Origin of the sequence: Methanobrevibacter sp. (assembly GCF_045611865.1) — an archaeon.
Classification (GTDB): domain Archaea; phylum Methanobacteriota; class Methanobacteria; order Methanobacteriales; family Methanobacteriaceae; genus Methanocatella.
In genome coordinates this window covers 1-13245 of the sequence record NZ_JAZKXX010000040.1, presented here as the reverse complement: position 1 = coordinate 13245, position 13245 = coordinate 1, and the positions used below count along the sequence as shown (strand labels likewise).

The 13245-nt window shown below is 32.7% G+C and carries 12 protein-coding genes and 1 pseudogene; 4 read left to right on the top strand and 9 right to left on the bottom strand.

The features are described 5' to 3' along the window. Window positions 1-753: transposase (locus ACKI32_RS04405; protein ID WP_407413888.1), on the bottom strand; the 753-nt coding region annotated here is incomplete at its 3' end. Continuing rightward, window positions 680-1468 (bottom strand): transposase, encoded by a 789-nt coding sequence (locus ACKI32_RS04400; RefSeq protein WP_407413886.1) that lies wholly within the window; start codon window positions 1466-1468, stop codon window positions 680-682. The genes ACKI32_RS04405 and ACKI32_RS04400, both read right to left, overlap by 74 nt. A 345-nt stretch (window positions 1469-1813) precedes the next feature. Between ACKI32_RS04400 and aroC the strand changes: the two genes are divergently transcribed. After that, on the top strand, window positions 1814-2908 hold the full coding sequence (gene aroC, locus ACKI32_RS04395) for a chorismate synthase (RefSeq protein ID WP_407413884.1): 1095 nt from the start codon (window positions 1814-1816) through the stop codon (window positions 2906-2908). Here the strand turns inward: aroC and ACKI32_RS04390 are convergent. Beyond that, entirely contained in the window at window positions 2905-3834 is a 930-nt protein-coding gene (locus ACKI32_RS04390) for an MBL fold metallo-hydrolase (protein WP_407413882.1), read from the bottom strand. The two genes, aroC and ACKI32_RS04390, sit on opposite strands and share 4 nt — an antisense overlap. 12 nt (window positions 3835-3846) lie before the next feature. Beyond that, a complete protein-coding gene (locus ACKI32_RS04385) occupies window positions 3847-4767 on the bottom strand; it encodes a DUF2121 domain-containing protein (RefSeq protein ID WP_407413880.1) in 921 nt (306 codons plus the stop codon). Window positions 4768-5070: 303 nt separating this feature from the next. On the opposite strand from ACKI32_RS04385, the gene acs reads away from it, so the two are divergent. The 3 genes from acs to ACKI32_RS04370 are packed head-to-tail and all read left to right on the top strand — an operon-like array spanning window position 5071 to window position 8196. Then, the gene (gene acs / locus ACKI32_RS04380; RefSeq protein WP_407413878.1) at window positions 5071-7167 is read left to right on the top strand and encodes an acetate--CoA ligase alpha subunit; all 2097 of its coding nucleotides are present in this window, start codon (window positions 5071-5073) and stop codon (window positions 7165-7167) included. 58 nt (window positions 7168-7225) lie between these two features. Then, the gene (locus ACKI32_RS04375; RefSeq protein ID WP_407413876.1) at window positions 7226-7573 is read left to right on the top strand and encodes a hypothetical protein; all 348 of its coding nucleotides are present in this window, start codon (window positions 7226-7228) and stop codon (window positions 7571-7573) included. Further along, window positions 7570-8196 (top strand): DUF447 domain-containing protein, encoded by a 627-nt coding sequence (locus ACKI32_RS04370; protein WP_407413874.1) that lies wholly within the window; start codon window positions 7570-7572, stop codon window positions 8194-8196. Before ACKI32_RS04375 ends, ACKI32_RS04370 begins: the two co-directional genes overlap by 4 nt. Before the next feature lie 22 nt (window positions 8197-8218). On the opposite strand, the gene ACKI32_RS04365 is transcribed toward ACKI32_RS04370, so the two are convergent. The 5 genes and pseudogenes from ACKI32_RS04365 to ACKI32_RS04345 form a co-directional block, all read right to left on the bottom strand. Beyond that, window positions 8219-9193 carry an ABC transporter substrate-binding protein gene (locus ACKI32_RS04365; protein ID WP_407413872.1) on the bottom strand — a complete coding sequence of 325 codons (975 nt, stop codon included), beginning with the start codon at window positions 9191-9193 and terminating at the stop codon, window positions 8219-8221. Between the two features lie 151 nt (window positions 9194-9344). Then, on the bottom strand, window positions 9345-10733 hold the full coding sequence (locus tag ACKI32_RS04360; protein ID WP_407413870.1) for a glutamate--cysteine ligase: 1389 nt from the start codon (window positions 10731-10733) through the stop codon (window positions 9345-9347). Between the two features lie 43 nt (window positions 10734-10776). After that, window positions 10777-12168, bottom strand: coding sequence for a hypothetical protein (locus tag ACKI32_RS04355; RefSeq protein WP_407413868.1), 1392 nt, complete (start codon window positions 12166-12168; stop codon window positions 10777-10779). Continuing rightward, entirely contained in the window at window positions 12161-12955 is a 795-nt protein-coding gene (locus tag ACKI32_RS04350; protein ID WP_407413866.1) for a class II glutamine amidotransferase, read from the bottom strand. The genes ACKI32_RS04355 and ACKI32_RS04350 overlap by 8 nt, the downstream gene beginning before the upstream one ends. A 109-nt stretch (window positions 12956-13064) precedes the next feature. Beyond that, window positions 13065-13245 (bottom strand): annotated as a pseudogene (locus tag ACKI32_RS04345) (transposase); the annotation flags it as partial.

The window sequence follows — 13245 nt, the reverse complement described above, 5'->3', positions numbered from 1 at the left end:
TAATTTTGCTTCTGTTTGTGTTCTTTTTAGTCCAGTTGTGTTGAATTCTGTTACTTTTAGATTTTGTTTTATATTTCCAAATGGCCATTCTGCTGTTTTTGATCGTTTTTTGTAGATTTCTTGTGCCCAGGGTGTTTCCATTTTTCTGAGCATTTTTATTTTATTTGGATTTCCATAATCTGTTATTACTCTAGAAAATCTTTTACCACAGCATTCCTGATGTTTGGGGCATGTTTTGCAGTTGTTTGTCCAATATGCTATTCGTGAGTTGTTTTTGTAACTTTTTTGGTTTTCAAGTATCTGGCCCATTGGGCAGATATATGTGTTTTTTTCATGATTGAAGATGAATTTGTCTTTTCCAAATGGTTTATCTTTTTTGTTGATTTTTTTGAGTTTTCTTGAGAGTTTTCTGGTTGATATGTAGCCATCCAGGTGGTTTTCTGCTAGATAGTCTATGTTTTCGTTTGTTGAGTAGCCGTTGTCGGCTGAAATTTGTGTATTTGGTGCTAAAGCACCAAATGTTTCTTTTATTTGTTCCATTTGAGGTATTAGTTCGAATACGTCTGTTGGATTTTGTGTGAGTGATGATGATACGATTATTCCTTTGTATTCGTCTACTCCTATTTGTAAATTGTAATCAAATTCCCATTTGCTTTTTTTATTTAGCATCCATCGTGATTCAGGGTCGTTTATGCTGATTACATCGTTTGTTGTCTTTTTTAGTTCTGAATCGATTTTTTCGACTTTCTGCAAAACTTATTTTGGCAGATTTATTATCTTTCTTTGCTTGGTCTAGAAGTGTTTTACTGCTTCTTCGTAGTATGAATTCGTTTCTATCTCCTTTTGTACTTTCAGTTACTTTTTTGTAGATTTCTTCAAAGGATTTTTTGTCAATTAATTCTTTTGGAACGGAATTGCCTGATTCGTCTCCGAGAATTTCATCTTCTTCTTCATCGAGTTCAATACTCTTTTTTAAGATGTCTTTAAGTAAATCTATTTGTTCTTCATTTGTTAAATTATTTATAGATGCTTTTGCTTTGATTTTTGTTCCATCAATTGCTATGTGTTTGAGTTTTACTAAATCTAATTCTTTTGCCATTAATACTGTTGTTTTAAATGCGTCATCTATTAGTTCTGCGTGATCTACTTTGAATCTGTTGATTGTTCGGAAATCTGGTTTTTCCATGCCTGCTAAGTACATGTAACTAACGTCTGTAGTTGCTTTTGCAGCTACTTCTCTTCCAGATAATCCTCCATCAAAAGCACCCATTAAAACAAGTCTTAATAACATTTTACGAGAATAAGCAGGCTTGCCTGCTTTGTAACAATAATTTGCATCGACTTTCGAAAAATCTATTTGATCAACAACATTTTGAATAAAATAACACGGATGATCTTTTGGAACCAAATCTCTTAAGTCCAAAGGAACTAATAATTGCTGACCAATTCTATCCTCTCTTAAAACCATAAAAAACACAACCAAAAAGTTAATTAATCCTAATAATAGATTGTACTTCCTAGTATATAAAATTAAAGTATAATAAATTAAGAAAAAAATTTAAACACAAAAATTATGAGTCGCCCTCAAAACTAAAAAAAAGAGGCAGGACCTGATGGAAAAGAGTCCTTGATAACCTACAGGAATTTTTTAAAAGAAATCATAAAAAACAATGCTGACTTTACACTGGACACTGAAAAAGGCACACTAAAAGCCAGCCTCACACTTGAACAATCCAAACACATCTATCAAAATTTAAACCTTTAATAATATTGAAAAACAAATATTTCATCAATTGTTAAAAAGAGGCCGAATATGTCAAATTCAATTGGAGAAAAATTTAGAGTAACCAGTTTTGGTTCAAGTCATGGAAAAGCTTTAGGTGCTGTTGTTGATGGATGTCCTGCAAATCTCGAGTTAAGTGCAGAGGACATTCAAAAGGAGCTTGATAAAAGAAAACCTGGAACCAGTAGTGTAACCACACCTAGAAAAGAAGCCGATGAAATACAAATCTTATCAGGAATCTTTGAAGGAAAAACTGATGGAACTCCAATTACAGGCATCGTTTTTAACAAAAATCAACAGTCAAAAGACTATTCAATGTTTAAAAACACTCCTCGCCCATCCCACGGCGATTACGGTTGGATGACAAAATACGGCAACTACGATTACAACGGTGGTGGAAGAGGAAGTGGAAGAGTTACCATTGGCCATGTTATTGGTGGTGCAATAGCCAAAAAACTCCTAAAAACCCAAGGAATTGAAATTATTTCTCATGTTACCCAAATTGGCAATGTTAAATCTCAAGTTAATGATTTTAAAACCATTAAAGAAAACATTGATAAAAATCCAGTTCGTTGCGGTGATTTAAAAGCTGCAAAAGAAATGGAAGAGTTAATCCTTGCTAAAAAAGAAGAAGGAGATTCCATTGGAGGTATTGTGGAAACAATAGCTACAGGCGTTCCAGCAGGTCTTGGCGAACCTGTCTTTGAAAGGCTTGACGGCGACCTTGCAAGAATATTAATGAATATTGGAGCTGTCAAAGGTGTTGAAATCGGCCTTGGATTTGATGTTGCAAACCATACCGGAAGCGAAATAAACGATGCATATGAAATCATTAACGATAAAATCACTACCAAAACAAACAATTCCGGTGGAATAATCGGTGGAATGAGCAATGGAATGCCAATAATATCAAAAATTGCAGTTAAACCAACACCATCCATTTCCAAATGCCAGGATTCAATCAATCTGGAAAAAATGGAAAATGAAAAAATAGAAATTAAAGGCAGACATGATCCTTGTATCTGTCCAAGAGTTACAGTCGTGGCTGAAGCCAGTACCTCAATTGTTCTTGCAGACCACATGATACGTTCCGGATTTATCCACCCAAGCAATTTAAAAAGTTAATCTTGGCGTTTTTTTAATATTGAAAGCTCATCAAATTCATTGTTCTTAAATGATTGTTGATATGAGTTTCTTCTTTCATTTTTAAACATCTGATGAGATGTGGAGTGAACAGCAGAATCAACATCTTTTAGTGAAATTAACCTAAAGCGTTTTGGATTGTTATAGTTAACATTAAATGATAAACCATCAAATGCGGCAATAACTTTAACACCAGTTCTTTTAGAAATCTTTTTAGCCTCAGTAACAGGATTATTTGAAATCATTTTAAGACCTAAGTGTGTCATTACAGCAACTTGCGGTTTTACTTCTTCAATTAGATTAACAAAATCAGTTGAACACATGTGTCCTGGTATTGACCTATTACCTGGACGTAGGACACTTGCTATTAAAATATCCGCCCCCTGATGGCTTTCAGCCAACCCGTCAAAATATCCTGTATCGGATGTATAAGAAACTTTAAATCCATTATAGTCAATTTGAAATCCAACACCGGCAGGATCACCATGCTCTGTTTTAGTACCTTTAACCTTTATTTTATCAACTTCACAGACTTCATCAGGTTTTAGGACTACAACATCCGAATTTGATTGGTGATATGAAGATATGCAGGGACCCCATTTATCATAACCCTCTAATACACTTGTACTTCCAAATATAGTGCCTTGTTTTTTGGTCATTCCTCTTGTCATTGCTTCGATGAGAATTTCAGCATCATTATAGTGGTCTGTATGAGAATGAGATACGAATACTCCATTTAAATTACGAGGGTTGAAACCAAATTGATATGTTCTAATTAAAGCACCTGGACCCGGGTCAACATGATAGTTTTTACCACCCAGATTATCAATTCTGAATCCTCCAGTCATTCTTCTTTGTGATATTGTGGAAAATCTTCCACCACCACTACCCAAAAATGTTATTTTCATTTAAATCCCAACTCATAGAGAACATAGAATTATATCACATTTAAGTGTTGATTTATCCTTTTTTAGACATAAGTTCTCATTTTCAATGACAACTTTATCTCCTACTTCAACGTTATCGCTATCGCTGAACATTAAAACATTTCCACCAGGAGCAGCTAATTGTTTCCAGTTCCCATCCATTGCTTGTGTTTTATCATTGAGCTGGACCTGAACCATGTTTCCATCGACTTCAGCAACTTGGCCTATTTCACCTTTACTGATGATTTTGTTTGCCATGTCAATGGCTATGCTCTGTTGAACAATTTGTTCTGTTAACTCCTGTCTAAATTTAGTCAATACTTTAATATCATTGTCAATAGTGATATTCAAATGCTTTTGAGCTTCAGAAGTGGTAAATTTAGGTTCTTGAAGAAGTACATCAAATTTATCTCCTACAGTAGGTGTTTTTGAAGCGACTTCAGTTAAGACTTCTTCAAAAATATCTCCCATATATCTTAAGCTTTGGGATGATTTCCATTTCCTTGAAATCAATGTTTCAGCCATTTTTTTAGCGAAATTATTACCAAAGATGATAATTCCTTTTTCACCGGCTTTACGTGAAGTAGTCTCGGAACCTACCAATTCCACAAGTTGATATCCATTTGTAGTTCCGTAGATTCTACGCCTTTTTGTTTCAAAAGTTCCTTTAGTGCTTACTTCACCTCTGACTGTGTTTCCAACAACTTTTAATTTACTTGCATCATCTGTAATTTTGATTGAAATTCCAAGCTCAGAAGCTCTTTTCTCAAAATCTTCATCATTTGAGATTTTGCCATCATATAACTCTTTTTCTAATTTTGCCAAATTTTCTTTATCACCGAAATACCCTATCTTTCTTTTATCACTCGCCATTACACATCCTTTTTTACCAATGTAAGCAATAATTAAGCTCATTAAATATCCCCTAATTATATAACATATATCCTAAAATTTTTAGAATATCAAAATTTATTAACTTATTTATAACTATATTTATTATACATTATAAATTTTACATCAAAATCAAAATTCAACTAAATGATAATTAAATCAAAAAAATTAACAAATAATATTTAAAGCAAACAAAAAGGAAAACTGTTTTTTAAATAAATAAATATGTTTAAATAATAATATTAACTAAAATATGTATAGAATAATTCTTAATTATTTATCATTATAAATTGTTAATGAATTTAAAAAATATAAGGAGAAAAACTTATGATAGATCTCAATAAGATGTTTAAACCTGAATCTGTGGCTGTTATTGGAGCATCCAACACCCCTGGAAAAGTAGGATACATCATCGTAGATAACCTAATAAATGACGGTTTTGAAGGTGAAATCTATCCTGTAAACCCTAAAGGTGGAGAGATTCTTGGTAAAAAAGCATATGCAAACATAAAAGACATACCTGGAAAAGTAGATTTGGCAATTATAACAATCCCATCCGTATTTGTAAACCCAACAGTTAAGGATTGCGGAGAAGCTGGCGTGGAAAACATGGTAGTTATTACCGCCGGTTTTAAAGAAGTTGGGGAAGAAGGTGCTAAATTAGAAGCTGAATTAACAGCCCTTGGTGAAGAATATGGTATAAACATTATTGGACCAAACAGTTTAGGAATCACTGATTCACACACACCACTAAACGGATCATTTTCACAAATGATGCCTCCAACAGGAAACATGGCATTCATCTCTCAGAGTGGGGCTATGATGGTGGCAATTATCGATTGGAGTGTGACTTCAGGTATCGGATTCAGTAAAGTTATAAGTTTAGGTAACAAAGCAGGAGTAACTGAAATCGAACTGTTACAATACCTAGCAGAAGATGATGAAACCGCAGTAATCATTTGTTATCTTGAATCTATCTCTGATGACGAGGACTTCTTAAGAACCATGAGAGAAACTGCAGTTAAAAAACCAATTATTGTACTTAAATCAGGTTCAAGTTCTGCAGGAGCGGCTGCTGCATCCTCACACACAGGAGCACTAGCGGGCAGTGATTTGGCATTCGACACATCATTTAGACAATCCGGAATTATGCGTGTAGAAACAATGGCCGAATTATTTGACTTAGGTTTAGCATTCTCCAAAGCACCACTTCCTAAAGGTGATAACGTAGCTATCATTACCAATGCCGGTGGTGGAGGAGTACTAACCGTAGATGCAATGGAAAAAGTTGGTTTAAACCTTGTTCAATTTGATGAAGAAACAACTGCTAAATTAAAAGAATGCGTTACTGAAGAAGGAAGTGCTAAAAACCCTATTGATGTATTAGGTGATGCACCAGTAAGCAGATATAAAGAATCCTTGGAAATTGTTTTGGGTTATGATGATGTTGACAGTTTAATTATTATGGTATGTCCTACAGCATCAGCAGATCCTGATGGAATTGCACAAGCAATCCTTGAAGAGAGAAAAGAATTCGACAAACCAATCATTGTTGTTAACATGGGCGGACCATCCTTTGAAGCTGCAAATGAAGCTTTAAGAGAAAACGGAGTTCCAACATATGTATTCCCTGAAACTGCAGTAACTGCACTTGAAGCAATGACCAGATTTGCAAAATTAAAAGAAAGAGAATACGATGACATTGTTGAAAAAGTCGATGATGTTGACAAAGATGCTGTACAAGCAATATTTGATAAAGTAAAAGCTGACGGAAGAGACACTTTACTTGGTAGTGAAGCTTATGCTGTAGCTGAAGCTTATGGAATTTCAGCAGCACCAATAAAATTATCAACAAGTGCTGATGAAGCCGCTGCACTTGCAGAGGAAATGGAATTCCCTGTTGTACTTAAAATCGCATCAGATAAAATCTTACACAAATCCGACATTGGTGGTGTAAAAGTAGGAATTGAAAATGCTGAACAGGCAAAAGCCACATTTGATGAAATTATGGCAAATACAAAAGCAGCACACCCAGACATCGTTCCTGACGGTGTAGAAGTACAAAAAATGATGGATTCCGGAGAAGAAGTCATTGTCGGTATGATTCGTGACAAACAATTCGGACCAATGATTGCATTTGGTATGGGAGGAATATACGTTAACCTAATCGAAGACGTATCATTCAACCTTGCAAAAGGATTATCTTCTCAAGAAATCGAAGAACAAATCGAATCCACAAAAGTATCCAAATTACTTGCAGGATACAGAGGAGAAGCACCTTGCGATGTTGAAGAAGTCAAAGAAGCTATCAAAAGAGTAGCTAGATTAACCTTAGACTTCCCAGAAATATCCGAGTTAGACATAAACCCAATCTTCGTTTACGAAGAAGGTTCATCTGCACTCGATATTAAAATCAAATTATAATTTCTCTAACGAGAAATTACTCTTTTTTTATTTTTTTATTATCATTTGTGGTGATACTATGAATGGTGAACTTGATTTAGAACTTTATACTATTTCTTTAGTTCGTTTAAATACCGCTTTTCAGAAATTAAATGAACCAGAAGCAATTGAATTATTCAATCAAAGTGCAGATGACCTGCAAACACTATATGAAGATGTTTTAAATGATTTGAATCAGGATGAAGTTAATTTTGGAGAATATTATCCGTTTTTTGAAAATGGAAAACGAACATTTCCACAATACATTGAAGTTTTAGGCTCCATTGAAAATGATAACCTCACAGAGCCAATTAACAAACTTATAACTATTTTTAACAACCTGAACAAAATAGCTGGCGCATTTCCAGCACAACAGGTGATAGAATGAATGAAACCCTAGAAAAAATTGGAATTACAACCGAAGAGAGATACGAATGCATTTATACTACAATTGATGAAAATGGAAATAAAAACTCAGCAGCAATTGGTTTGAAATACTTCGGTGAAAATAACATCGGTTGCAGAATATTTGAAGGATCTAAAACTTTAGAAAATATTCAAAAAACCAGAAGATATGTTGTAAACATCACACAAGATCCTTTAATTTTTACTAAATCAACTATTGATAAACTTCCAGATGAATACTACACACAAGATACAGATATTGCAATCTTAAAAGATGCTGGTTCTTACATTATTGTAGATGTTGTTGATATTGATGAACAAAAACCAGAAAACACACCTATCGATAATGACCAAAGCATTTTCATGATTAAAGGTAAGATAGTCGAAATTGTCATTAGAGATAAAAGCATTAAGGCATTTAACCGTGGACTTGGTGGAATAATTGAATGTCTTGTTAATGTATCAAGATATAAGATAGTTGATGATAAAAAAAGAGCAGAGTATATGGATAGAGTCATTGAAAATAACAGAATGATTCAAAGAATTGGAAATTCACAAACAAAAGAATCAATGAAACTAATAAAAAAAGAGTACGAAAAAAATTAAAAAAAAGCATAGTTAAAGTTAACTATGCTTCCCAGTATAAATCATCGTGGGAAATAGGTTCTTTAATAATACCTAAATCTACTTCAAGTGCTTGGAATGCATCCACATCAGCTTTGAAACTATCATCAATACCAGATATGAATGGGAAGCTTGCTAATGATTGAGATTCTAAATCTACATCGCTAACAATGTCTTCAGGTAAAAGGCTTACTACATCAGCTTCTTTACCAGCTGAAACTTCTTCATTGATGAAATCAGTAGCTTTTTTGTGAATATCTAAAATAGATTTTACTTGATCTTCATGGTTTTTAATGAAGTCGTCAGATGCAACAACTACACAACATGGATGATTTGGTAAAATAGCTTCACTATCAGCTAAAACAGTATTTCCTTCTTGAGCTGCTGCAATACTTACATAAGGTTGGAAAGTAATAATTCCATCAATTTGTTTGGTTTTTAAAGCATCGTTCATTGAAGGAACTTTCATTGCGGATTCTTCGATGTCATCTAATGATAATCCGTTTTCTTTTAAGTAGTATGCAAGCAATACATGTTGAATTGAAGCGTCACCAGGAGTAGCTATTGATTTACCAGCTAAATCAGCTGCTGAAGTGATTCCAGATTCCTGAGTTACAACGATTCCACTACCTTCAGTCTGAGCAGAAGAAATAACTTTTACGGGAACTCCTTTTTCAACAGATGACAATACAGGTGCAATACCTACATAACCAACATCAATGTCCCCACTAGCCATAGCAGTCATTAAGTCTCCACCGTTATTGAACTGAACAAGTTCAGTTTCAATACCTGCGTCCTTATATTTACCTTGTGCATCAGCGACAAACAAAGCAGCGTCGTGATCGGAAGGTAAATATCCAATTTTAACAGTGTTGCTGTCTCCTCCGCCTAAAAAGTCGAAAAGACCTGCACTGGCTGAACCCATTACAAGGAATGCAGCAAGTGCTAACACTAAAACAAATGTAATCTTTTTATTCATTTATAATCACCGTAAATTAAGTTAACTTAATTACAATTATAGTTTACAAAGAGAACTATTTAAAAATTGCTTAAGTTAACAATTGTTATATTGAATCCCTTGAGTATAGTATTCTAATTAGTCATATATAAAAGTTATGAAAAAACAAAAATCATTTTCCAACTAACGCAATATTAACATATTTTTCAAATTCTTTACAGTTATCCCTATCAATATTTTTCAAATTGTTAATACTGGTTTTCTTATTGTTCTTTGAAAGCTCAATGTGAGTATTAATATAACCATCTTCCTCAATCAACTTCAATAATCTTTTACCATAAGTTAAATTAGGATTTGAGATTCTATTGAGCATAAAATTTAAAGTGGAAAAATCATTAATTCCCAACACTTCACACATTCCATACATTTCATTGATTATCTCAGATGCCCACTTTTTAAGAGTTATCTCTTTTCCATCTCGAAGTAACCTCATTGATTCATCATAAGCTCGCTCAGCAGTATTTTCTTCATTAATTGCTGCTTCTTTTTGCCATAGCGGATAATCAGATTCATCCTTAATTAACATATAAATTAAAAAGAAATGTAAAAATGTCATATCCCTTCTAACAAGACCGCATTTATAAAAAGGATTAATATCTAATGTGCGTATTTCAATATATTCAATCCCCTCATCTTTAAGAGAATTTAACAAATCTTTAGGGTTTTTTGATTTCAAACGAATTTGTGTATATAACTCTTTAGCTTCGGATAAATCGCCATTTTCAATGAACTCATCAATATCTCGAACAAACTCGTCAACAGAATTATAGGAGGGATATAATTCTTTTAAGTTTTTATATCCGCAGGATGCATTTCTAAATGAAGGTCCTTTAGTAGAATAAAAGCTACCATAATCATCTCGAGCATCCATTAAATGAATACATTCGCTAGAAAATGTCTTATGAGAACCTATTGAACAACCAGTCAGATAAATGATTAACCAACAGTATCTCAAATAATTTCGTGTGATTTTCAGATAAACTTCATTTTTAAATTCTTTAAATGTTAAATCACTATCTTCAAGAGCATATAACTTCTCTAAGAACTCATCACTGAAAGAAAAGTTAAAATGAACCCCTGAAATCATCTGTTTTTTAACGCCATATTTTTTGGCTAAATCCTCACGGTATTTTTGGGATTCCTCACCTTCTTCAGAGTATTGTGCTATTGGTATTTGATCCCAGTACGGCAGGATACAAGGAATTGACTGAAACCAGAGATACTCATCTTCAGGAAGTGACGCATTTACCAAATCAGATAACAGTGAAAATGTATCAAATGCCTCATCAATTGTTTTAAATGTTGGAGTGATAATTTCAATTTGACTTTCTGAAAAATCAGTTGTTACCAATGGATTTGTTAATTTATCACCAAAAATTTCAGGATGAGGAGTTAAAGAGAGGTGTCCATCACCTTTAGCACGTAAACATTCCCATTCTATCCCAAATGAACCAGCCAAAATTTCATTTGCCGATAACTTAGACAAATTTTTAAAATTCATTTTTCTCCCCTACTTAAATTTAAAATTAATAATTATATATAATTTAGTCTAATTTACCATAATCTTCAATTAATTTCTCAATTTTACATCCATTATGCATAGATGATATTATTTCCTTTCCAGGATTTGTACGTCTTTTTATACGTTCATATAATGGTTTTAAGAATATTTCTTCACCGATTCCTCTTTCTTTAAGACCATCTGATGCCAAATCGACAATGTCTTTTGACAATTTACAAATGTCATTTGTATCAACAAATGATGGAAGATTATCTTGAATTAAAAGTTTTCTAAGCTCACCTGCAGTATAGCCATTATGATAAATAGCCTCATCATTATCAATGATATGCTCCAAATCATCCAAATTGTCTTTTAGACCTACATGAAAAGCTGCAACACACATTGAATCTTTAATCGGTTGAGTGCATATGCTTCTGAATTCCACAGTTCCTCTAAATGTTAGATTAATAAATTTAAATGGCCTTAAATATTGTATGTCATTAATACAGGGCCTAATATCAATTTCCCTATACTCCCCATTATTGTAGATTTCCCCACGAATGAAATCTTGAGCAAAATAATCGAGCAAATTGATTGATTCAAAATTAATATATGCTCCATCACGCATTACACAATACATGTTTAAAGATTCCAAATATGCCTGAAGACTTTCGATGTCTTTAAAGTCAACATCATAAACACCAATATTGTGAGGATTTACACCATGAGTCGAGTATTCCCATAGTGGATCTCTAAAACAGGTTACATGCTTATTTTCATCAAGTAAAACCGAATTAGAAAATAGCAATGCTTTTATCGGTTCTATTTTTGAAAACACATTAATAGTTTTAATTAAATTATCCCTATGAACATCAATTTGAACCTGAGATGCTGATGAAAACATACCATATTCCGGATATTTATGAAAATGCATTGGAACATTTTCATACTTTTTAATAGATTTTAAATGATGATATAGCATTAAATATCTCTCAGAAGGAATAGGCTCATGAATATTATATTTACGATACGGATTAATTCCCATTCCTGTTAATGTATGATTATACTCTTCAAATGACTCTTTAACAAATGAATAATAATCGCGAAACCTTTCATTTATTGCAAATAAGTCTTTTTCACGGCCCATTGCAAATTCAATGTTATTATATGAACAGTCATAACAAACTATATCATCGGTTCTTGAATCTTTTAAAGCAAAAACATTGCCATCATAGTCAATTCCATCTTCTTTAAAATCAGAATAATGATTTTGAAATTTTTCAGTGACTTTGTGAACAACATCAAAATCCACTGCCTTTTTATCAAGATTAACTATTGGAATTTCAATTTCAATACCTATAAAATCCTTTTTTTGATTTGTTGGTTTAATAAACTCATCATAAAGCTTATTTCTAACGATCTCTTCGCTAATCATTATTCTCATCCTTTAATGTTTTTAAAAATTCTTCAAGGACCTTTTCATGCTCTGCAGTTTGAATAAATTCATTATCATGTTCTGCACTTTCAAATATGATATTGCCATCAATTAAGCCGAATAATTTATTTAATTCGACCTCTTTCCAATTTTCATCATCAGTTAATGGAGTAGAAGCTACCAAAAATCCTTCTTCATTTTTCAAATAATATAAAGTCCCTCTCATATTAGAATGGATATATGTTAAATCTCCATCATAAATCATTAAGTTAAGTTTGTTATTTTTAGATAATTCTGATACAATTTCAGTTAAAATGCTAAAGCGCTCTTTAATTGTAGATGGTGCGCCTTTTGCTTGTTCAAATTCATTTATTTTATCAATTATATAAAGTAATATTCGCTCAGAATCAGTGTCACCATTTTCTTTATCCCTATATTTATCAAGGTTAGGAAAGTCAAAAATGGTTCCATTATGAATTAACATCCATGATCTGTTGTTATCATCAGCTTCGATAAAGGGATGACAATTGGGAGATATAATTTCACCCACCGTAGCTAATCTGATGTGAGCGAATACATTTTTTCCAACAACAGGGTGAGACAATATATCTTTTAAATGTTGACTGCATGTTGCTTTTACAGGCTCTTTATCTATAACAAATTCATCGGATTGCATAGTTGCTAATCCCCATCCATGTGGATGCTCTTCTGAGTGATTATAAAAGCATTGCAAACATTCATTTATTTGTTTTGGCGTATTTGAATTAAAACAAAAAATTTCACACATATATCATTTCCTCCTATTATTGGTTTATCACAATTGTTATATTGCAATAACATATGTTATATTTGTCATAGTATTTAAATATTTATCGGCTTTGTAGAAATCCTAATTTTTATTGAATTTGTGTTGATCTGAAAATGTTGTAGATTGTGTTTTTGAGTTTTGTTTCTTTATTTGATAATTGTAAGCTTCTGCTTCTGTTTGTTCCGTTGAATATTCTTTTTATCACGCTAAATATTGATTCTACATTGTTTCTTCTTGAGTAGATTTCTTGTTTGAATGTATTTTTGCTT

Coding starts and splice junctions, on each gene's coding strand:
- ACKI32_RS04350 (WP_407413866.1), bottom strand. CDS start 12,955: ATGTGTGAAATTTTTTGTTTTAATTCAAATACGCCAAAACAAATAAAT.
- ACKI32_RS04370 (WP_407413874.1), top strand. CDS start 7,570: ATGAATGAAACCCTAGAAAAAATTGGAATTACAACCGAAGAGAGATAC.
- ACKI32_RS04355 (WP_407413868.1), bottom strand. CDS start 12,168: ATGATTAGCGAAGAGATCGTTAGAAATAAGCTTTATGATGAGTTTATT.
- ACKI32_RS04365 (WP_407413872.1), bottom strand. CDS start 9,193: ATGAATAAAAAGATTACATTTGTTTTAGTGTTAGCACTTGCTGCATTC.
- ACKI32_RS04360 (WP_407413870.1), bottom strand. CDS start 10,733: ATGAATTTTAAAAATTTGTCTAAGTTATCGGCAAATGAAATTTTGGCT.
- aroC (WP_407413884.1), top strand. CDS start 1,814: ATGTCAAATTCAATTGGAGAAAAATTTAGAGTAACCAGTTTTGGTTCA.
- acs (WP_407413878.1), top strand. CDS start 5,071: ATGATAGATCTCAATAAGATGTTTAAACCTGAATCTGTGGCTGTTATT.
- ACKI32_RS04400 (WP_407413886.1), bottom strand. CDS start 1,468: ATGGTTTTAAGAGAGGATAGAATTGGTCAGCAATTATTAGTTCCTTTG.
- ACKI32_RS04375 (WP_407413876.1), top strand. CDS start 7,226: ATGAATGGTGAACTTGATTTAGAACTTTATACTATTTCTTTAGTTCGT.
- ACKI32_RS04385 (WP_407413880.1), bottom strand. CDS start 4,767: ATGAGCTTAATTATTGCTTACATTGGTAAAAAAGGATGTGTAATGGCG.
- ACKI32_RS04390 (WP_407413882.1), bottom strand. CDS start 3,834: ATGAAAATAACATTTTTGGGTAGTGGTGGTGGAAGATTTTCCACAATA.